General features: G+C 68.4%; 15 protein-coding genes. 4 read left to right on the top strand and 11 right to left on the bottom strand.

Features of this window, described 5'->3' with window-relative positions:
- Positions 1 to 64: 64 nt before the first annotated feature.
- Positions 65 to 1,303: a substrate-binding protein gene (locus L3N39_RS10335; RefSeq protein WP_237257244.1), complete on the top strand. Its 1,239-nt coding sequence runs from the start codon at positions 65 to 67 to the stop codon at positions 1,301 to 1,303.
- 86 nt (positions 1,304 to 1,389) lie between these two features.
- Here L3N39_RS10335 and L3N39_RS10330 read toward each other — a convergent pair whose 3' ends face one another.
- The 6 genes from L3N39_RS10330 to L3N39_RS10305 all read right to left on the bottom strand — a co-directional run bounded on the left by L3N39_RS10330 (position 1,390) and on the right by L3N39_RS10305 (position 11,274).
- On the bottom strand, positions 1,390 to 2,568 hold the full coding sequence (locus tag L3N39_RS10330) for an NAD(P)-dependent oxidoreductase (RefSeq protein WP_237257243.1): 1,179 nt from the start codon (positions 2,566 to 2,568) through the stop codon (positions 1,390 to 1,392).
- 315 nt (positions 2,569 to 2,883) lie between these two features.
- Positions 2,884 to 3,384, bottom strand: coding sequence for a thiol peroxidase (tpx, locus tag L3N39_RS10325; RefSeq protein ID WP_237257242.1), 501 nt, complete (start codon positions 3,382 to 3,384; stop codon positions 2,884 to 2,886).
- Between the two features lie 62 nt (positions 3,385 to 3,446).
- On the bottom strand, positions 3,447 to 4,799 hold the full coding sequence (locus tag L3N39_RS10320; protein ID WP_237257241.1) for an alanine/glycine:cation symporter family protein: 1,353 nt from the start codon (positions 4,797 to 4,799) through the stop codon (positions 3,447 to 3,449).
- 304 nt (positions 4,800 to 5,103) lie between these two features.
- A complete protein-coding gene (locus L3N39_RS10315) occupies positions 5,104 to 8,784 on the bottom strand; it encodes a translocation/assembly module TamB domain-containing protein (RefSeq protein WP_237257240.1) in 3,681 nt (1,226 codons plus the stop codon).
- A complete protein-coding gene (locus L3N39_RS10310; protein ID WP_237257420.1) occupies positions 8,781 to 10,481 on the bottom strand; it encodes an autotransporter assembly complex protein TamA in 1,701 nt (566 codons plus the stop codon). The genes L3N39_RS10315 and L3N39_RS10310 overlap by 4 nt, the downstream gene beginning before the upstream one ends.
- Positions 10,482 to 10,635: 154 nt before the next feature.
- Entirely contained in the window at positions 10,636 to 11,274 is a 639-nt protein-coding gene (locus L3N39_RS10305) for a GNAT family N-acetyltransferase (RefSeq protein ID WP_237257239.1), read from the bottom strand.
- 135 nt (positions 11,275 to 11,409) lie between these two features.
- On the opposite strand from L3N39_RS10305, the gene xthA reads away from it, so the two are divergent.
- Positions 11,410 to 12,222, top strand: coding sequence for an exodeoxyribonuclease III (xthA, locus tag L3N39_RS10300; protein ID WP_237257238.1), 813 nt, complete (start codon positions 11,410 to 11,412; stop codon positions 12,220 to 12,222).
- Between the two features lie 100 nt (positions 12,223 to 12,322).
- Complete coding sequence (locus L3N39_RS10295) at positions 12,323 to 13,690, top strand: substrate-binding domain-containing protein (protein ID WP_431978020.1); 1,368 nt, start codon at positions 12,323 to 12,325, stop codon at positions 13,688 to 13,690.
- A gap of 43 nt (positions 13,691 to 13,733) precedes the next feature.
- Here the strand turns inward: L3N39_RS10295 and L3N39_RS10290 are convergent, their stop codons facing one another.
- The gene (locus L3N39_RS10290) at positions 13,734 to 14,960 is read right to left on the bottom strand and encodes an acyl-CoA dehydrogenase (protein WP_237257237.1); all 1,227 of its coding nucleotides are present in this window, start codon (positions 14,958 to 14,960) and stop codon (positions 13,734 to 13,736) included.
- A gap of 140 nt (positions 14,961 to 15,100) precedes the next feature.
- Between L3N39_RS10290 and L3N39_RS10285 the strand changes: the two genes are divergently transcribed.
- A complete protein-coding gene (locus L3N39_RS10285; RefSeq protein ID WP_237257236.1) occupies positions 15,101 to 16,018 on the top strand; it encodes a LysR family transcriptional regulator in 918 nt (305 codons plus the stop codon).
- Positions 16,019 to 16,045: 27 nt separating this feature from the next.
- Here the strand turns inward: L3N39_RS10285 and L3N39_RS10280 are convergent, their stop codons facing one another.
- The 4 genes from L3N39_RS10280 to L3N39_RS10265 form a co-directional block, all read right to left on the bottom strand.
- Positions 16,046 to 17,065 (bottom strand): HTH-type transcriptional regulator GntR, encoded by a 1,020-nt coding sequence (locus tag L3N39_RS10280; protein WP_237257235.1) that lies wholly within the window; start codon positions 17,063 to 17,065, stop codon positions 16,046 to 16,048.
- A 58-nt stretch (positions 17,066 to 17,123) separates the two neighbouring features.
- Complete coding sequence (locus L3N39_RS10275) at positions 17,124 to 18,140, bottom strand: TRAP transporter substrate-binding protein (protein ID WP_237257234.1); 1,017 nt, start codon at positions 18,138 to 18,140, stop codon at positions 17,124 to 17,126.
- Positions 18,141 to 18,201: 61 nt separating this feature from the next.
- The gene (locus tag L3N39_RS10270; RefSeq protein ID WP_237257233.1) at positions 18,202 to 19,479 is read right to left on the bottom strand and encodes a TRAP transporter large permease; all 1,278 of its coding nucleotides are present in this window, start codon (positions 19,477 to 19,479) and stop codon (positions 18,202 to 18,204) included.
- Between the two features lie 51 nt (positions 19,480 to 19,530).
- The gene (locus L3N39_RS10265) at positions 19,531 to 20,610 is read right to left on the bottom strand and encodes a gluconokinase, GntK/IdnK-type (protein ID WP_431978024.1); all 1,080 of its coding nucleotides are present in this window, start codon (positions 20,608 to 20,610) and stop codon (positions 19,531 to 19,533) included.
- Positions 20,611 to 20,827 lie beyond the last annotated feature (217 nt).

Raw genomic sequence — 20,827 nt, 5'->3', positions numbered from 1 at the left:
CTATTTCGCCGGGCCGCCTGCGCTCTTACAACGGACGGCCCGACCGCTCACAAGGAAACGAGCCATGCCCCGTCGTGCCCTGATCGCCCTGCTCCTGCTGCTGACCGCGCCCGCCCTGCCCGCCGCCGAGCCGATTCGCCTCGGGCTGAACTACCCGAGCACCGGCAACTACAAGTCCGAGGGCCTGGAGCTGCGCCGCGGTGCGCTGCTGGCCGTAGAGCAGCTCAACGGCCAGGGCGGCGTGCTCGGCCGGCCGCTGGAGCTGGCCAGCCTGAACTCCGCGGCCAGGGCGGAGAAGGCCCGCAGCAATGTCGAGCGCTTCGCCGTCAGTGGCGTGCGGATGGTCTTCGGCGGCGCCAACAGCGAGGAGGCCCTGGCTGCCGGCCAGCGTGCCCGCGAACTCGGCCTGCTGTACTTCCCGACCCTGGCCTACGCCAACGGCGTCACCGGCCACGACGGCCATCGCTACCTGTTCCGCGAATCCAACAGCGCCTGGATGAGCGCGCGGGTGCTCGGCGAGTACCTCAGCTGGCACATGCCCAACCGCCGCTACCACTACATCAGCCTCGACGATGCCTGGGGCGCGAGCATGGAGCAGGCGCTGCGCGAGGCGACCCGCAGCCGCGACCGCGCCCGCCACGGCTATTCGAAGATCGCCGCGCGCGGCGCCCGTCGCGGCGACTACCTCGCCGCGCTGCAGAAGGCCGCGGCCAGCAAGGCCGACGTGCTGGTGATCGTCCTGCTCGGCCAGGACCTGGTGCAGACCATGCGCCTGGCCCATGGCCTGGAGCTGGGCAAGCGCATGCAGATCATCGTGCCGAACCTGACCCAGAGCATCGTCGAGCAGGCCGGGCCGCTGGTGATGGAAAACGTCATCGGCACCGAGGCCTGGACCTGGCAGGTGCCGAAAATGGAGGCCAGCAGCGAAGGCCAGGCCTTCGTCGAGCGCTTCATCCGCGAGCACCAGGCCTACCCCGGCAGCACCGCGGCCTCGGCCTACGGCATCGTGCGCCAATGGGCGGCGGCAGTGCAGCGTGCCGGCTCGCTGGACAGCGAGGCGGTGATCGCCGCGCTGGAGAACCACCGCTACCAGCTGCTCAAGGGCGAGCAGTACTGGCGCGATTTCGACCACCAGAACGTGCAGGCCATCTACGCGGTGCGGGTAAAGCCGCGCAACGAGATCATGCAGGACCGCTTCAAGCAGGATTACTTCACCATCATCCACCGCATGGCTGGCGACGAGGCTGCGCCGGACCTCGAAGCCTGGCAGCAGGAACGTGGCGACGAGCTGAGCCTGCAGTAGAAACGAGAAGGCCCCGGTCATTCGACCGGGGCCTTGCCTGCCAGGCCGCGCTTCGGCGGCCTGCGATGCCCGTGCGGCGGGGCGGCTCAGCCGCCCAGCGCCACCATCCCGAGCGGCCCGGCGGCGTCCCAACCGCTGTCATCGCGGAAAGGGCCGAACATGGCCCGCCGCTGCTGCACGACGATGTCCAGTGCGCGGCTGGGCAGGATGTCGACGTCGTCGAAGGTAATCAGCTGGCCAGGCTCGACGGCGCGCTTGAGCGCGGTCTTGCGCAGCAGACCGATGGGCACGTAGTCCGGCTGGTCGGCCAGGCGGATCGCCTCGCCGCGGAACTGGAAGCCGCCGATGCCGCGCTCGATCAGATCGCCGGGGCGCATGGCGCGCTTGGCGATCGCCGCGACGCCGAGCGTCGGCCGGGTGGAGTTGTTCAGCAGCACGCCGCCGCCGTTGAGTACGCGGCGCACGGTCTTGCCGACTTCCAGCGAGCACAGGTGGAACGGCCGGACCAGCGTGTAGTACGGCCCGCGACCGAGCTTGAAGTACTCAATGGCCGGTGCCTGCTCCTTGTCGTGCCGGCAGACCAGGAACACCCCGCCCGCCGCGTAGCCGGAGGGCACCACGTAGTCGACGATGGGCTGGCCGGCGCGCTCGGCCATCATGCCGAGCAGGCTGGCGCTGTCGTCGAGGTTCGTCGAGGCCAGGCCTTCGAGGCCCTGGCGGGTGATGGTCGCGCCCAGGCCGTTGCCGACGATCACCTGCTCGATCTGCACCTTGGTGCCATCGGTGAAGGAGGTCGTCTGGTCGACGCTGATGCCCTGGCGGGCCGCCCAGTAGGCCATGTCCTCCGGCGTCGGGTCATGGTTCAGGTAGCCCTTCATGTTGCCGTACACCAGCGGCTGGAAGCCCATCTGCAGGGCGTCCTCGTGCAGCGCCGCGAGCGAGCCGGGCTGGTCGCCCTCGGCTTCGGTGAGCAGGCCCTTGCCGGCCAGGTAGGAACCGGTGGTGACCTGCAATTCGGCGTTCACCGTGACCACCGGCAAGCCGGCCTCGAAGGCGCGCTCGATCACCGCGGTACCGTGGAACACGTCACCGCTGCACTCGACCACCAGGTCGCTGTGGTCGACCAGGTCGTCGATGGAGTTGGTCAGCGCCTCGGGCAGCGGGAAGTCGGTGAACGAGTCCAGCGGTCGTCGGGTCAGCACTCGGGATATGACCATGTCCGGGTAATGCTGCTTGATCAGCCGCACGAAACCGTAGGCGATCATTCCGGTTCCGGAGACGCCGATTCTTTTTACGTTGGGGGTAGGCATGGGCTTGAATCCATTCTTTTTGGGCATCGGCTATAGGACCGCGTGGTGGCAAAAAAAATTCGCCGCAGTGGCCAATTAGTTGCCTTGTGACATCGTGGTCGTCTTACCGCCTTCCTGCGCTGGCGGTCGTTTCGAAGCTACCCGTGCGATAGAAAACGACGCCAATAGAGACAACGCGAGGCGACAGGTGGTTCGACCGTTTGTCGCCGCCAAAAAGAAAGCGGCGCCCGACTTGCACCGGGCGCCGCTTCAATGGATCTAGCCGGGCGATCAGGCCAGTGCCGCGATGGCCGCCTCGTAGTTCGGCTCGCTGCCGATCTCGCTGACCAGCTCGCTGTGCAGCACCTTGTCATGCTCGTCGAGCACCACCACCGCACGCGCCGCGACGCCTGCCAGCGGGCCGCTGGCGATGGCCACGCCGTAGTCGACGAGGAACTCGGCGCCACGCATGGTCGACAGGTTGACCACGTTGTCCAGGCCTTCGGCGCCGCAGAAGCGCTTCTGGGCGAACGGCAGGTCCGCCGAGATGCACAGCACCAGGGTGTTGGCCAGCGCGCTGGCCTGGGCATTGAACTTGCGTACCGAAGTGGCGCAGGTCGGCGTGTCGATGCTCGGGAAGATGTTCAGCACCTTGCGCTTGCCGGCGAAGGCGGAAAGCTCGGTGTCGGCGAGGTCGCCATTGACCAGGCGGAAGGGCTTGGCCTGCTGGCCGGGCTGCGGAAAGTCGCCGACGACCTGGATCGGATTTCCGCGCAGGGTTACTTCACTCATTGTTATTCCTCTACATGCAGGGCATTTAACGAAGGGGCCGCGCTACGCGGCCCCGGGTGATCTCAGCGCTTGGCGCCGTCGGCGAAGTAGTCGCGGGTCAGCTTGACCACGACCGGGCTGAGCAGCAACAGCGAGATCAGGTTGGGGATGGCCATCAGCCCGTTGAGGGTGTCGGCCAGCAGCCAGGCGAAGTCCAGCTGGGCGACGGCGCCGAAGGGCACGGCGACCACCCAGATCACGCGGAACGGCATGATGGCCTTGGTCCCGACGAGGAATTCCCAGCACTTCTCGCCGAAGTAGCTCCAGCCCAGGATGGTGGTGAAGGCGAAGACCACCAGCGCGATGGTCAGGATGATCCCGCCGATGCCGGGCATGGCCGCCTCGAAGGCCGCGGCGGACAGCGCCGAGCCGCTTTCGCCGCTGGTCCACACGCCGGTGCAGATGATCGCCAGGCCGGTCATCGAGCAGACGATGATGGTGTCGATGAAGGTCCCGAGCATGCCGATCATCCCCGAGCGTACCGAACTGGTGGTGGTGCCGGCCGCCTGGGCGATGCCGGCGGTGCCCAGGCCCGCCTCGTTGGAGAAGATGCCGCGCGCCACGCCGAAGCGGATCGCCGCCATCACCGCCGCCCCGGCGAAGCCGCCGGTGGCGGCGATCGGGGTGAAGGCGTGGGTGAAGATCAGGTCGAAGGCCGCCGGGATCGCCTCGGCATTGACCACCAGCACGACGATCGCCGCGATGATGTAGGCCAGGCACATGAACGGCACCAGGGACGCGGCGACCACGCCGATGCGGCGGATACCGCCGAGGATTACCAGGCCGACGATGACCATGGTCAGCACGCCGGTCAGCCACAGCGGGACCGAGAAGGTGGTTTCCAGGGCATGGGCCATGGAGTTGACCTGCACCATGTTGCCGATGCCGAAGCCAGCCAGGCCGCCGAAGATGGCGAAGGCGCCGCCGAGCCAGGCCCACTTGGCGCCGAGGCCGTTCTTGATCGCGTACATCGGGCCGCCGACGTGCTCGCCGCGGTCGTCCTTCTCGCGGTAGTGCACCGCCAGCACCACCTCGCAGTACTTGGTCGCCATGCCCACCAGCGCGGTGCACCACATCCAGAACAGTGCACCGGGGCCGCCGAGGAAGATGGCCGTGGCCACGCCGGCGATGTTGCCGGTACCCACGGTGGCCGCCAGGGAAGTCATCAGCGCCTGGAACGGGCTGATTTCGCCGGTCCCCTCCTCGCCCTTGGCCCGTCCGCGCCACATCAGTGCGAAGCCGGTGCCGATGCGGGCCAGCGGCATGAACTTGAGCATGACCATCAGGATGAGGCCGGTACCGAGGATCAGCACCAGCATGGGCGGTCCCCAGACCAGACCGTTGACGCTATTGACGAGGTTTTGCAGCAATTCCATTCGTGGCACCTATTCTTCTTGGGGCGAGCCTGGCTCGCGTTATATGGGCCCGTATCTCCGTGCGGGACATGGGAACGACAGGCCGGGTGGGCCCATGTCCTTCCGCAGTCCGGGTGATGACGGTTGATGTCCGCGGCTGCGGGATGTCCGCAACCACGACCGCGACTTGCAAGAGGCGTGCTAGGCGGGATCTCCGCACAGGCACGTCGCCGGATGCTACCACCGCTGCGCCGGAGCGAAAGCAGGTGATTTGCGCCACTTTTGCAGAAAAGCAGGGCGCGGCGCGCTACAGCCTAGACGCTGTTCAGAAGTCGCGCCGATAGAACAGGTCCAGCGAGCTGGCCAACCCGCTGGCAGCCTCGAGGAACAGGCGCCGGGTCAGGCGGTAGCGCAGCCCGATGGTGTTGGACGGCTCGAACACGCCGACGCCATAGCGCAGGGTCAGCCGCTCGGTGAGCTGACCGCTGGCGACGACGCTGGTCTGGTTGCCGCTGCCTTCGGTGTCGAGCTGGAAATCCTCGATGCCCAGCCGGCTGGCCAGCCCGCCGGTGAGCGACGAGCTGCCGGCCAGGCCCAGCCCCAGGGCGGCGCGCGCCAACAGGTTGCTGTCATCGCTGTCGGCACCCAGCGGGCGCCCCAGCACCAGGTAGGACAGCGCCTGCTCCTGGCTCATGGCCGGCTCGGAGAACACCTCGACCCGCGGCTGCTGGGCGCTGCCGCTGATGCGCAGGCCGGCGATCACGTTGTGTGCCTCGACCCGGCGGATGGCCTCGATGTCCAGGTACGGCTGGGCCAGCGGCCCGGTGAACAGCAGGCGCGCGCGGCGGATCGTCAGGCGCTGGCCGTAGGCGCGATAGCGGCCGTTGTTGAGCTGCAGCTCGCCGCGGGTGTCGAGGTCGTCCCCCACGTGCAGGTAGCCCGCCAGGTCCGCGGTCAGGCCGAATCCGGCGAAGCGCAGGCGCTCCTGGCCGACCTCGACATCCACGTCCATGCGCAGGCGCAGCGGCGTGCCGGCCGCTTCGTCCTCCGCGCCGACGATCACCGCGTCCTCGGAAACGGTCACGGTGGACGGCGGCAGCTCGCGCACGGTGATCTTGCCGCGCGGCACCCTGACCTTGCCGCTGACCAGCAGCTCCTGGCCTTCCAGGGTGATCTGCAGGTCCGGCGCGGCCTCCAGCTCGGCGTAGGGTTCGACGACGATGGGCAACTGCTGGCCGCGCACGCGCAGGGCCAGGTCCGGTTCGGCCTGCCAGTCGAGCGTGCCGTCGAGCTGGCCGCGGCCCTGCTCGCCACTTCGCCAGTTGCCATCGAAGCGCATGCGCTGGCCGTCGATGGCCACGTCCAGCTGCAGGTTCTCGAAGCTGGTGGGCAGCTCGTTGCCGGAAATCTCGCCGTCGCGTAGCGCCAGCCGGCCGGACACCTGCGGTTCGAGCAGGCTGCCGGCCAGCTGCCCGCTCCCCGAGAGCCGCCCCTCGATTCGCTCGACCATCGGCAGGAACGGCCGCGCCGCGGCCAGGCTCAGGCCGTCGAGGCGGAACTGGCCGTCGAGCGGCTTGCGTTCGCCGCGCGGGTCGATGCGCGCCTGCAGGCTGAGTTCGCCGAGCTCGCCGCCGACGAAGCGCAGCTCGCTGTCGATCCGCTCGGGCAACAGGCGGCTGTCGAGGGCCAGGGCCTGGTAGGGAAACTCATGCCAGGCGTCGCCTTCGCGCATGCGCAACACGCCGCTGCCGGCATCGATGCGCAGGCTGCCGTTCGGCCCGCTGGCCGGCAGGTCGAGGTCGAGATCGGCGTTGAGCTCGCCCTGCCAGGCGAAATCCTCGGGAAAGAAGGTGGCCAGGCTCTGCAGCGGGAAATCGCGCAGGCGGTAGCGCAGCCTGGGTTCGGGTAGCAGCTGCTGGTCGCTGCCGCAGAGGCTGGCCTGGCCGGAAACCCAGCAGTGCGCGGCCAGTTGCAGGCGCCCTTCGGCCGAGCGCTGGATGCCGGCCGGGCTTTGCAGGCGCCAGCGCTGGTCGCCGGCCTCGAGCGAAGCGCTGGCCAGCCGGCCGCGCCAGGCCTGGCCCTGCAGCCCGCCATCCAGCGCCATGGCCAGCGCCAGCTGTGGGCCCTGCAGTTGCAGGTTGGCGGTGTGCTGCTCGCGTGTGCCGCGCGCCGCCAGGCTGAGGTCGCCCAGCGCGGTGTCGCCGAGCCGCAGGCTGCTGGCCGCCAGCTCGAGCGTCGCGCGCTCGCCCTGCTCCAGCCGCCCGTCCAGTTGCAGGCGCGCCAGGCGCTTGTCCTGCAGGGCGAGCTGCGTGGCCTCCAGGCGCAAGGTGCCCTGCGGCTGCGTGGGTGTACCGGCCAACGCCAGGGCGCCGGATGCGCGCCCCTCCAGCCCGGGCCAGAGCTGGGCGAGCCGCTCCAGCTGGAGCTGCAGGTTGGCCTCCAGCCGCTCGGCCCAGCGCCCCTCGCCGCGGATACGGTTGTCGCCGACGCGCAGCGCCAGCGTGGGCACCGTCCAGCTCGCACCGGCGCCTTCGGCCTGCAGCTGCAGGCTCGCCGGCTGCCGGCGCAGCTCGCCGTCGAGGGCCAGCGCAGCGCTGGCGCGCAGCTGCTCGTCCTGCAGCGCGCCAGCGCTCTTCAGCGTGCCGCCCAGGCGCCCGGGGAGTTCGGCGACCCAGTAGGCCGGGTCGAGGTCGCGCAGCGCCAGGTCGGCCTTCCACTCGATCTGCTCGGCAAAGCCCAGGCTGAGGCTGCCCTGCGCCGCGCCCTGCCCGGCCTCCAGCTGCAGTTGCGGCAGGTGCACGCGCTCGAGGTCGCCGCTCAGCGGGCTGGCCAGGGTAAAGGGGCCCGCCGGGCCGCTGAGCGCCGAGTCGAAATGGCCGAGGTAGTTGCCGGCCTCGTACTGCAGTTCGGCCGTGAGCCGGTTCAGCGTGACCGGCGGGGCCTCGGCCAGGGGATACAGGCGCTGCCAGGGAAATTCGCGCCAGTCGAGCCTGGCCTCGCCGCGCAGCACCTCGTGCCAGTCGGCGCTGCCTTCCAGGCGCAGGTACTGGCCCTCGGCGGCGCTCAGCTCGAGGCGCTCGACCTCGGCCCCGCTGGCGCGCAGCAGCCCGGCCAGGGCCAGCTCCACCGGCTGCCCGTCGCCGGCGAAACGCCCCTGCCCCTGCAGGCGGTAGCCGTCCTCGAGGTTGCCCTCGGCGGCCAGCGTGGCCGCGTCCAGGCGCAGGTTGGCCGGCAGCACGGGCGCCGCGGTGAAGTCGGCCAGCTCCAGCTGCAGGCGTGCCGGCAGGCGTTGGTCCAGCGGCCGCAGGCTGCCACCGAGCTGGCCGGCGAGATAGCCGCTACTGGCGACCGCCAGGTGCAGCTCGTCGCGCAACTGGCCGTCGATCTGCAGGTCCAGCTGCCACGGGCGATCCTCCACCAGCCGCAACGCCGCCTGGCCCTGCAGCTCCAGCGGCCAGCCAGCGGTCGGCTGCAGCTGCCCGCTGAGGCGCAGGTCGGCCTCCTCCCGCTCGACGGCGAGCTCCTCGATGGCCAGGGCGCCGTCGCGCCAGTAGGCACGCAGGCGCGCCTGGCGCAGTTGCTCGGCGCCATCGATACGCAGCCGGCCGATCTGCACCTGGGTAATGCGCAGGGCCAGTGGCAGGTCGAGATCCGGCAGGCTGAACGGCTCGCTGGCCGGGGCCTCGGGCGCCGGCGCGAAGCGGGCGTCGATGTCGCCGGTCGCCAGCAGATCGATGCACAGCGTCAGGCGCAGCAGGCAGCCTGGCGACCAGTCCAGCTGCGGCGCCTCGATCCGTACGCTGTCCTCGCCCTGCTGCCAGTGCAGCCGCTCGGCCTGCCAGTGCCCGCCGAGGCGTCCCTCGAAGCCCTCCAGCGTGAGGCCGGGCACCCAGCCGAGCAGGCGTCGGCTGCCGCTCTCGCTGCCCAGCAGGTAGCCCGCCGCCAGGGCCAGTGCCAGGGCAAGGCCGAGGACCAGCAGCGCGACGGCCGCCAGCAGCCGCTTCACAGCTCCGGCCCCATGGAGAAATGCAGGCGCACGCCCTGGTCGCCATCGAGCGGATGCGCCAGGTCGACGCGGATCGGCCCGACCGGCGACACCCAGCGCAGGCCGAGGCCGACGCTCTGCTTGAGGGTCGGGAACTCGAGGTCGTTGAAGGCGTTGCCCTGGTCGGCGAAGGCCGCGATGCGCCAGCGCTCGGCGACGGAGAACTGGTACTCGACGCTGGCGGCGAACTGGTAGCGACCGCCGATGCGGTCGCCGTCGGAGTTGGTCGGCGACAGGCTCTGGTAGTCGTAGCCGCGCACGCTCTGGTCGCCACCGGCGAAGTAGCGCAGCGAGGGCGGCACGTTGACGTACTCATCGGTCCAGTTGCCGCCGAGCTGTACCCGGCCGAGGAAGCGATGGCGCCGGCCAAGGGTGGTCAGCCCGCGCGCCTGGGCATTGGCGTGCACCAGGTTGGCGTCCGACAGCACGCCTTCCTTGGCGGCGGCGACCTCGAACTGCAGCCGGTAGCCGTGGCTGGGGTCGATGCGGTTATCCGAGCGCAGGTAGCTGAAGGCGATGCCGGGCATCAGCAGCGTGCTCAGCCCCGAGTCGTCGCCCAGGCGGTATTCCTCGCGCTGCCATTTCAGCGACAGCACGCGCTGCCAGCCGTTGGCCAGCTCGCTGTGCCACTCCGGGCCGAGCCGCAGCAGGCGGCTGAGGCTGTCGGTGTCGGCCAGCTCCTCGTTCTGGTAGCCGGCGACGTAGCGCAGCTTGTCGGTCAGCGGCGGGTCGAGCGGGATGTCGTAGTAAAGCCCGACGTTCTGCCGCGGCGCCGAAAGCTCGGCCTCGGCACCGTAGCTATGGCCCTGGGGGTTGACCCAGTGGCGGGTCCAGTCGGCGCGCACCCGCGGGCCGACGTCGGTGGAAAAGCCGACCCCGAGCCCGAGCGTGCGCGGCTCGCGGGTGGTGAGCAGCACATCGACCGGGATGCGCCGCTCGACCGCACTGCTGGGGTTGGCATCGACGCGGGTGCCGGCGAAATAGCCGCTCGACTGCAGCGCGCGATTGAGTTCGGCGATCAGCGCCGAGTCGTAGGCCGTGCCGGGCTGGAACGGCACCATGCGCGCGAGCAGGTCCTCGTCGAACGGCGTGTCGCCGGCGAACCGCACCTCGCCGAGGCGATAGCGCTCGCCGCTGTCGTAGACCAGTTCGATGTCGGCCGCGCCCTGCTGCGGATCGACCCGCAGGCGCTGGCGGGCGAAGCGGCCGTCGAAATAGCCGTAACGCGAGGCCTGGTTGAGGATGCGCTGCTTGGCCTCCTCGTAGCGGCCGTGGTTGAGCACGTCGCCCGGGCGCAGCAGCTTGGCGGGGAGTTCGAAGCCCGGCTGGTCGCGTGCCGGGCCGTCCAGGCGCACCGTCACGTTGCGCAGGCGCACCGGCTCGCCCGGCGTGATCCGCAGGATCAGCCGCGGCTCGTCGCCCGCGGCGACCTCGGCGTCGATCCCCGGCTGGTAGAAGCCCAGCGCCTGCAGCGCGCGGGTCGCCTGCTCACGGGCGATGCGGCTGTAGCGCAGCAGCTCGCGCTCGTCGCGGTCGCCCAGCTCGCCGATGTAGTTCTCCACGTTGCGACGGACCTCGGCATTGGCCGGTTCGACGCGGACCTCGAGTTCGGCGGCAGGCAGCAGCGGGATGAACAGCAGCGAGGCGAGCGCCAGCATGCGGCGCAGGAGGACGTTGAGCATGGCGCGGCATGCTAGCACGCCGAAGATGACGCGCTGGCGTGCCGGGCGGCGTGCGGGGAGGACTGCGGGCATGGCTGGATTCGGTTGGGCCTGAGCCATTCGGACAGGCGAAACGCCCGGCAAATTCCCCTCAGCCGGCCGCCGACATGAGCGGCTGCGGCGAGGGATGGAAGAACACATGCTCGACCACCGGGCCCACCGCGACCTGGGCGATCTCCTGGTAACCCTGGCGCTGGTAGAAGTTGAGGTAGCGCACGTTGCCGGTATCGACCACCAGCCCCTCGGAGGTCGGGTCCTCGGCGCACCAGTTGTGCACCGCCTCGAGCAGCCGCTCGCCATGGTGTCGGCCCTGGTGCTGCGGATGCACCGCCAAGAGCGGCAGCACATGGAAGCGCCCCGGCGGCAACGCGCCGAGCACCACCGCGTGGTAGTCGAGATAACGCCGCGTGCAGCGCAGCCCGGTGCTGAGCAGCATGCGCAGGCGCCAGGCCCAGCTCTCGGTGATCTCGAGCCGCCGCTGCGGCGGGGCGATCAGCGCGATGCCGATCAGCCGCTCGCCGAGCATCAGGCCCAGCGCCGGCTGTTCCTGCAGGAAGTGCTGGTTGACCAGCTCGCGCACCGTCGCCCTCACCCGCTGGTCGTAGCCTGGCCGCTCGGCTTGCAGCAGATAGCCGAAGGTCGGCTCGTGCCGGTAGGCCTGGTACAGCAGCGAACGTGCTTCGCGGGCGTAGCTGCCATCGAGCAGACGAACGTCGACGGGTTCGACCATGGCGGGTCTCCTGGCTGGGCGCGTCGGGCGTGCGCGACTCTAGGACCTTAGCACCGCCCTGCGGCTTGCGCCCGGGCTCGCCTGGACGGCGTGGGCGCCCTAGAATTGCCCTTCGTTTTTGCCGGACCGCTTTCGATGAAGATCGTCTCCTTCAATATCAACGGGCTGCGCGCCCGCCCGCACCAGCTCGCCGCGCTGATCGAGAAACACCAGCCGGACGTGATCGGCCTGCAGGAAACCAAGGTCGCCGACGAGCAGTTTCCCCAGGCCGATATCGAGGCGCTGGGCTACCACGTGCACTTCCATGGGCAGAAGGGCCACTACGGCGTCGCCCTGCTCTCGCGCCAGGCGCCGCTGGAGATCCACAAGGGTTTTCCCAACGATGGCGAAGAGTCGCAGAAGCGCTTCATCTGGGGCCGCTTCGCCGATCGCGACGGACAGCCGGTGACGGTGATGAACGGCTACTTCCCCCAGGGCGAAAGCCGCGCGCACCCGGTCAAGTTTCCGGCCAAGACCCGCTTCTACGCCGACCTGCAGGCCCTGCTGGAGGAGCGCTTCAGCCCGGAGCACCCGGTGGCGGTGATGGGTGACTTCAATATCTCGCCCGAGGACTGCGACATCGGCATCGGCGAGGCCAACGCCAAGCGCTGGCTGCGCACCGGCAAGTGCAGCTTCCTGCCCGAGGAGCGCGAGTGGCTGTGCCGGCTCAAGGCCTGGGGCCTGCAGGACAGCTTCCGCACGCTCAACCCGGAAGTCGCCGACCGCTTCAGCTGGTTCGACTACCGCAGCCGCGGCTTCGAGGACGAGCCGCGTCGCGGCCTGCGCATCGACCTGATCCTGACCACCGCGGCGCTGCACCAGCGGGTGCGCGACGCCGGGGTCGACTACGACATCCGCGGCATGGACAAGCCCTCCGACCACTGCCCGGTGTGGATCGACTTCAGCTGAGACCTGGATCACGCAAACGCCCGTGCCAGAGCGGTCGCTGTCATCGTTCCGTCACCGTATCGTCTTAATCTCGCGGCACTCAAGAAAGGGAGTCCGCGAGATGTCACCCCGTCGTTCCGAGCGCGAGATCTGGTCGCGCGTGCTGTCCATGGTCCTCTTGGGATCGCTCTGCTACGGCCTGCCCTGGCAGGTGTTCGCCGCCCCGGCCGACGCCAGCGCCGTGCTGCGCATCCAGGGCTCCAACACCGTGGGCGCCAAGCTGGCGCCGATGCTGGTCAGCGGCTTCTTCGAAGCCCAGGGCCTGAAGGACGTCCGCGTCAGCGACGGTCCGGTGGCCAACGAGCAGCGCATCGAGGCGCTCGACGCCCAGGGCCAGCGCCTGCATGCGACGGTCGCCGCCCACGGCACCGGCACCGGCTTCGCCGCGCTGGCCGACGGCAGCACCGACCTCGCCGCCGCCTCGCGACCGATCAAGCCGAAGGAGCAGCAGGCGCTCGTCGGCCTCGGCGACCTGACCAGCGCAGCGGCCGAGCAGGTGATCGCCATCGACGGCCTGGCCATCGTCGTGCACCCGGACAATCCGCTCGGGGCACTGGATACCCGCGCGGTTGCCCGCCTGTTCGCCGGCGAGGTGACCAACTGGCGCGAGCTGGGCGGCGCCGACATGCCGGTGCGCATCCACGCCCGTGACGACCGCTCGGGCACCTATGACACCTTCAACGAGCTGGTGCTGGGCGCGCACGGAAAGGCGCTCACCGCCTCGGCGCGGCGCTACGAGTCCAACGACGAACTGGCCGCTGCCGTCGGCCGCGACCGCGGGGCGATCGGCTTCGTCGGCCTGGCCTCCATCGGCAGCGTGAAGGCGCTGGGCATCGTCGACGGCGAGTCACAGCCGATGGCCCCGGACCTGACCACGGTGGCGACCGAGGACTACCCGCTGTCGCGCCGGCTATTCCTCTACGCCGCACCCAACGACCAGTCGCCATGGACGCGCGCCTTCATCGACTTCGTGCACAGCAAGGCCGGCCAGCAGATCGTCGGCCAGTCGGGCTACGTCGCGCAGAGCGTCGAGGCGGTTCGCACCCAGCCGCAGGACGGCATGCCGGCGTTCTACCGCCAGCTCGCCAGCGACGCCCGCCGGCTGACGGTGAACTTCCGCTTCGACGAGGGCAGCGCCCAGCTGGACAACAAGGCCCTGCGCGACATCGCGCGCGTCGCCGAGTACCTGCATGCGCAAAAGCGCAGCATCGGCAGCGCCGCGCTGGTGGGCTTCGGCGACCCGAAGAGCGACCCGAGCCGCGCCGCCCTGCTGTCCAAGCTGCGCGCCATGACGGTGCGTCGCGAGCTGGTCAAGCATGGTGTCTATGTCAGGGATATCAACGGGTTGGGCTCTGAACTTCCAGTAGCATCCAACGAAGGCAGCGGCGGCCGGGTGAAGAACCGCCGGGTGGAGATCTGGATCTACTGATCCGCCGCGCAATAGAAAGGCCGCAATCGCGGCCTTTCTTCGTTCAGTGCCCGCGCAGCATTTCGCGCGGCACGTACTTGCCCAGTTCGTACTTGCCGATGGCGGCGCGGTGCACCTCGTCCGGGCCGTCGGCCAGGCGCAGGGTGCGCTGCATGGCGTACCAGTGCGCCAGCGGGAAGTCATCGGACACGCCGGCGCCACCGTGGATCTGGATCGCGCGGTCGATGACCTTCAGCGCCACGTCGGGCGCGACCACCTTGATCTGCGCGATCTCGCTGGCGGCGACCTTGTTGCCCACCGTATCCATCATGTAGGCCGCATTGAGCGTCAGCAGCCGCGCCATGTTGATCTCGATGCGCGAGTTGGCGATGTGATCGAGGTTGCCGCCCAGGCGCGCCAGCGGCTTGCCGAAGGCGGTACGGCTGACCGAGCGCTGGCAGAGCAGCTTGAGCGCGCGCTCGGCCATGCCGATCGAGCGCATGCAGTGGTGGATGCGCCCCGGCCCGAGGCGCCCCTGGGCGATCTCGAAGCCGCGGCCTTCGCCGAGGATCACGTTGTCGTAAGGCACCCGGACGTTCTCCAGCAGCACCTCGGCGTGGCCGTGCGGGGCGTCGTCGTAGCCGAACACCGGCAGCGGCCGCAGCACCTTCACGCCGGGCGCGTCCATCGGCACCAGGATCATCGAGTGCTGCGCGTGGCGCGGCGCGTCCGGGTTGGTCAGGCCCATGAAGATCATCACCTTGCAGCGCGGGTCGCAGGCACCGGAAGTCCACCACTTGCGACCATTGATGACCCACTCGTCACCCTCGCGCACCGCGCGGGCCTGCATGTTGGTGGCGTCGGACGAAGCCACGCCCGGTTCGGTCATGCCGAACGCCGAACGGATCTCGCCGCGCAGCAGCGGTTCCAGCCACTCGCGCTTCTGCGCCTCGCTGCCGTAGCGCACCAGCACTTCCATGTTGCCGGTGTCCGGTGCCGAGCAATTGAACGCTTCCGGGCCGAGCAGCGAGCTGCCCATGATCTCGGCCAGTGGGGCGTACTCGGTGTTGGTCAGCCCCGCGCCGTAGGCGGACTCGGGCAGGAACAGGTTCCACAGCCCCTCTGCGCGCGCCCTGTCCTTCAGCTCCTCGACGATGGCCGTCGGCTGCCAGCGATCGCCCTCGGCGACCTGCTGGTAGAACAGTTTCTCGGACGGGTACACGTGGGCGTCCATGAAGGCCTGCACGCGCTCGCGCAGCTCCTGGACCTTGGGGGAATAGGCGAAATCCATGGGTACGACCTTTATGCGGGTTTGTTGTAGGAAGGATGCTAGAGGACGTATCTGGATTTATCGAAGCTATTTTGCCCGTGTATTAACATTCATAACCCATATATGATCGCCAGGCCCGTTCATGCCGGAGAAGCACAACAATGAACCTGAACAAGGTCGACCTGAACCTCTTCATCGTCTTCGACGCGATCTATACCGAAGCCAACCTGACCCGTGCCGGGCAGATCGTCGGCATCACCCAGCCGGCGGTATCCAACGCCCTCGCCCGCTTGCGCGAGACCTTCAACGATCCGCTGTTCGTGCGCACCGCACAGGGCATGGTGCCGACGCCGATGGCGCAGAACATCATCGGCCCGGTGCGCAATGCGCTGCAGCTGTTGCGCGTCTCGGTGCAGGAAAGCCGGACCTTCAGCCCGGCGCAGGCGAACAAGGTGTTTCGCATCAGCATGACCGACCTCACCGAGGCGGTGATGCTGCCGCCGCTGTTCCAGCGCCTGCGCCGCCTGGCACCGAACGTGAAGATCGAGAGCATGCTGGCCAAGCGCCGCGAGACGACCAAGGAGCTGGCCGCCGGCCGCCTGGACTTCGCCATGGACGCGCCGCTCAATACCGATCCGCAGGTGCGCCACGTCAAGCTGCTGGAGGACCGCTACATCTGCGCCATGCGTCGCGGCCACCCGCTGGCCAAGGACAAGCTCACCCTGGAGCAGTACCTGTCGCTGTCGCACATCCACATCTCCAGCCGCCGCAGCGGCCTTGGCCTGGTGGACCTGGCGTTGGGCAAGATGGGCCTGCAGCGCAAGATCGCCCTGCGTTCGCAGCACTACCTGATGGCAACCCAGGTGATCGAGCAGACCGACATGGTGGTGACCGTGCCGGAGCGCTTCGCCCGTCGCCACGACTTGCACCAGGTGGACCTGCCGGTGGACGTCGCACCGCTGGAAACCCACATCTACTGGCACGAAAGCACCGACCAAGACCCGGCCAACCGCTGGATGCGCGAGCAGATGATCGAGATTGCCCAACAAGTGACCGCACAGCAGCAGGCGCAGCCCTGACGCCTCGGCGGGTGCCGAAAGCCCGCCTCAGGCGCTGTCGCGCATGATCACTTCGAAGCCCACGTCGACACAGCGCTGGGCAGGCTGCTGACCGCGCATCAGGCCGAGCAGCATCTGCGCGGCCAGCTCGCCGATCTCGCCACGCCGGGTGCGTACGGTACTCAGCGCCGGATGCATCCAGGCCGCCGCCGGCAGGTCGTTGAAGCCGGCGATCGCCAGCCGCCCCGGCACTTCGAGCCCCAGCTGATGGGCCCGGAACAGCGCACCGAGGGCCAGGTCGTCGTTGTTGAAGAACACCGCGTCGATCTCGGGATGCTGCGCCAGCAGCCGATCCAGCAGCTCGGCACCCAGACCGATGGATGACAGCTGCGGCGTCAGCAGCTCCAGGGTCGGTTCATAACGCCCGGCCTCGCGCATTGCCTGGCGATAGCCTTCGGCGCGCTGCAGGGTGCGCGGGTCCAGCTGCGCCGCGGCGAAGGCGACGTGACGATAGCCGCGCTCGAGCAGCGTGCGGGTCATCGCCGCGCCGGCCTGCAATTGCGAGAAGCCGACGCAATAGCTGTCCGCCTGATCGCTCAGCTCCATCAGCGTGACCCGTGGCGCCGTGTAGCTGGCCAGCACTGCCCGCGCCGCCTCGCTGCGCTCGAAACCGGTGAGCAGCAGTCCGGCCGGCTGATGGGCCAGGTACGCGCGCAGCAGGCGTTCATCCTCCTCGGGCCGATAGTGGCTGACGCCAATCATCATTTCGTAGCCCGCCGGCATCAGCACGCGCTGGATGGCCTCGACGGTATCGACGAACACCGCGTTGGACAGCGAGGGGATGATCACCGCCACCAGATTGGAGCGCGAACTGGCCAGGCTGCGCGCCGCGGGGTGCGGCACATAGCCAAGTGCCTTGACCGCCTGCTCGACACGCTCACGCAATGCATCGGAAACCAGCTCCGGTTGTGACAGCGCGCGGGATGCCGACATCAGCGAGCAGCCGGCGTTGCGTGCGACATCGGACAGGGTTACCCGCTCGGCGGAGCGGCGACGGCGTGTGGTCATGCGCAATCCATGGGTCGAAAGCGGCGGATTCTAGCAGCGGGCAGGTGCCGATCGGCTCCTAGCGCGCGGCCTTTTCGACTTCGGCCTGGACCTGGTCGAACAGCTCCTGGCCGACGGCGTCGATCACCGTCTGGATCGCCGGCTGCGCCTGTTCGCGCATGCGCTGGATCTCCTCCGGGCTGACCTCGTTGATCTGCATGCCGTGCTCCTTCAGCGCCGCCAGGGCCTGGCTCGCCTCGCGACGGGTGTCCTCGCGCTCGGCATCACGCGCCTTCTGGGCCGCCGCCATGATGATGCCCTGCTCGGTTTCCGAGAGCCCGTCCCACCAGCGCTTGGAAACCGTGACGATCCAGGGGCTGTAGACGTGATTGGTCACGCTCAGGTACTTCTGCACTTCATAGAACTTGGAGGAGAGAATGGTGTTGTAGGGGTTTTCCTGGCCGTCGACCGCTTTGGTTTCCAGCGCAGTGAACAGCTCGGAGAACGGCAGCGGCACCGCGTTGGCGCCCATGCGCTTGAAGGTGTCGATAAACACCGGATTGGGCATCACGCGCAGCTTGATGCCCTCGAAGTCCTCGAGCTTCTCGATCGGCCGCGCACTGTTGGTCACGTTACGAAAACCGTTCTCCCAGTACACCAGCCCGACCAGACCCTTCTCCTCGAGTTTGTCCATCACCTGCCTGCCTACCGGGCCGTCCAGTACCTGATCCGCCTGGCGCGGATCGGTGAACAGGAACGGCGTATCCCACACCGCCATCTCCTTGCTGATGCCGACCAGCGTCGCGGTCGAGCCAACCATCATTTCCTGTGCGCCGCCGATCAGCGCGTTCTGCATCTGGTCGTCCGAGCCGAGGCTGGCCGAACCAAAGGTACGCACTTTCAGCTTGCCGTCCGAAGCCTTGGCCACCTCTTCGGCGAGCAGTTTCACTGCCCTGCCCTGGTTGCTGTCTTCGTTGAGGCCGTAGCCGAAGCGGATCATGCGCGGGCGGATGTCGTCCGCGGCGTGGACCTGGCCGAGGCCGAGCGTGCTGCCGAGCAATGCGGCGGTCAGGGTGCTGATGATGAGTCGTTTCATGGAGCGGTACCTTTCTTGTTGTTGGGCTGTTGGGTGTGTCGTTGGGGTTGCACGACCGGCGTTACCGCAGCCAGGCCAGGGGTACGGTAATGATCGAGGGCACGGCTATGAGCAGCCCGACGATCACCAGGTAGACGAGGAAGAACGGCATCACGCCGCGCACCAGGGTTTCCATGCGCAGCCGGCCGATGCCGCCGACCACGTTGAGCACGGTGCCTACCGGCGGGGTGATCAGCCCGATGGAACCGATCAGCACGAACATCACGCCGAAATACACCGGATCGATGCCGGCCTTGATCGCGATCGGCGCCAGCACCGGACCGAGGATCAGAATGGTCGGGGTCAGGTCCAGCACCATGCCGACAGCGATCATCAGCAGCATGATGGCGACCATCAGCAGCTTCGGGTCCTGCGCCAGCGGACCGAGCATCGCCGCGATCTCGTCGGGCAGCTGGGCCAGGGTGATCATGTACGCCGATACCGTCGCCGCGGCGCAGAGAAACATCACCGACGCCGTGGTGCGGCTGGCACGCGTGAGCACCTCGACCAGCCCGGCCCAGGTCAGTTCGCGATACAGCAGGGTCGAAACGGCCAGAGCATAGACGGCGGCGACCACCGCCGCTTCGGTCGGGGTGAACAGGCCGCCACGCAGCCCGCCAACGATGATCACCGGCAGCATCAGCGCCGCCGCCCCGTCGACTAGCACGCGGCGGCGAACGGCACCGCTGGCCTTTTCCTGCTTCGGTTCGTCGATCCGCCGGGCGATCAGCGTCCAGGCGACGATCAGGCCCATGCCCATGATCAGCCCCGGCACCATGCCGGCGAGAAACAGCTGGCTGATCGACGTGCCGGTCACCACGCCGTAGATCACGAACGGCATCGACGGCGGAATGATCGGGGCGATGATCCCGCCCGCCGCCACCAGGCCCGACGACGAGCTCAGCGGGTAGCCGCGCTCGCGCATCATCGGCAGCAGCAGCGTCGCCAGCGCGGCGGTATCGGCCAGCGCCGAGCCGGACATGCTCGCCAACAGCACCGAAGCGGCAATCGCCACGTAACCCAGGCCGCCACGCTTGTGACCGAAATAGGCCTGCGCCATGGCGATGATGCGCCGCGAGATGCCGCCTGCATTCATCAGTTCGCCGGCCAGGATGAAGAACGGCACCGCCAGCAGCGGGAAGCTGTCAGCGCCGGCCTGAAGGTTCTGAGCCAGCAGCTGCACGTCCCAGAAATCCAGGTACCACATCAGCACCGAGCCGGTGAGCAGCAGCGCGAAAGCGATGGGCATGCCAAGCGTCATGAAGGCCAGCAGCGATGAAAGGAAGACGACGACGGTCATGAAAGGTCCTCGGTTGGGCAGTGCCCGTATTGTTCTGATTGCGGCGTCGCTTCAGTCCGCGGTGACATTCGCAGCGGCGGTGGCCGATGGCTGATCGCGCCGCCAGACGTAGGCCAGCTGCAGCAGCGCGAGTACCGCCAGCGCGACCATGCTGGCAGCCACCGGCAGCATCGCCAGGCCCAGCGGATAGCCGACTACCGGGCTGTTGATGGTCCAGCCGAACTGCATCTGGTTCCAGCCGCCCCAGGCCGCCAGGCCGCTCGCAGCTGCCACCAGCAGCCAGCTAAGGGAATCGACGACGCGGCGGAACAGCCGCGGGAAACGGTCGCGCAGCATGGAGAAACTCATCAGCTCGCCGCGGCGCATGCTCGAAGCGACGCCGACGAACACCAGCCAGACGAACGCCAGCCGCGACAGCTCCTCGGCGCCGGTCCAGCCAGTGCCGAAGGCATAACGCAGCACCACGCTGGAGAACACCACGATGACCATGAAGGCCATCAGCGCGGCCATCAGCCAATCGGTCAGACGGTCGAAGTGTCGCGCGACCGTGCCGCTGTAGATCGGCGCATTGGTCAGCGGTGGCGCCGTGGTAGCGCTATCAAACGGGCGCGCGGAAAGATCGACGCGGGACTCGATCAGTTCATCCAGCTCGGCGCCGCGCATCCATTCGACGATTTGCAGCAACACCACGTCGCGAGACTGACTGGCATCGACGGTCAACACGCCTGGCTCACCCTCGGGCGATTCGAGGGTGGCGAATTGGCTGTCGACCAGGGAGATCGGCATGAAGTGCCCCGGTCGCGCACCGACGCGCTGCACCGCGGTGTCGTAATCGATGGCCAGATGGGCGAAACGCAATCCCGGGACGACACTGCGCAAGCGCTCACGGTAGCTGCGCTTGAGCGCCGAGCAGGCCAGGACGAAGCCACTGCCGCTATCGAGCGTGCGCTGCATCTCGCCGATCAGTGCGTGCAGCCATTGCACGCGGTCGGTATCGGACAGCGGTGTACCGGCACGCATACGCGCGACGTTTTCCGCAGGGTGAAAGTTATCCGCCTCGATGTGCGGCAGGCCGAGCGCGTCGGCGACGGCGTGGCTGGTATCGGTCTTGCCCGAACCGCTGACGCCCATGACAACCAGGACCGGCAACGCGGTAGCCCGGGAAGGCTGCTTTGAAGGCATGAAGAAATCCGTCGTTGTTGTGCTTGTTTGGCCGGATGTTAGCGCTATCAAACAGACAGATAAAACTACCGCTCGTCGTGCCTGACCAGACCCAGTGCCGACAGCGCAACGGCTGGGCGATCGACAAGCGCGGCAAGGCGACTACAATCGCGCCCCTCAATGCATG

This window comes from Pseudomonas oligotrophica, from assembly GCF_021726475.1.
Classification (GTDB): domain Bacteria; phylum Pseudomonadota; class Gammaproteobacteria; order Pseudomonadales; family Pseudomonadaceae; genus Stutzerimonas; species Stutzerimonas oligotrophica.
Note: the sequence above shows the minus strand (reverse complement) of the source record. Positions and strands in the feature narration are given on the sequence as shown.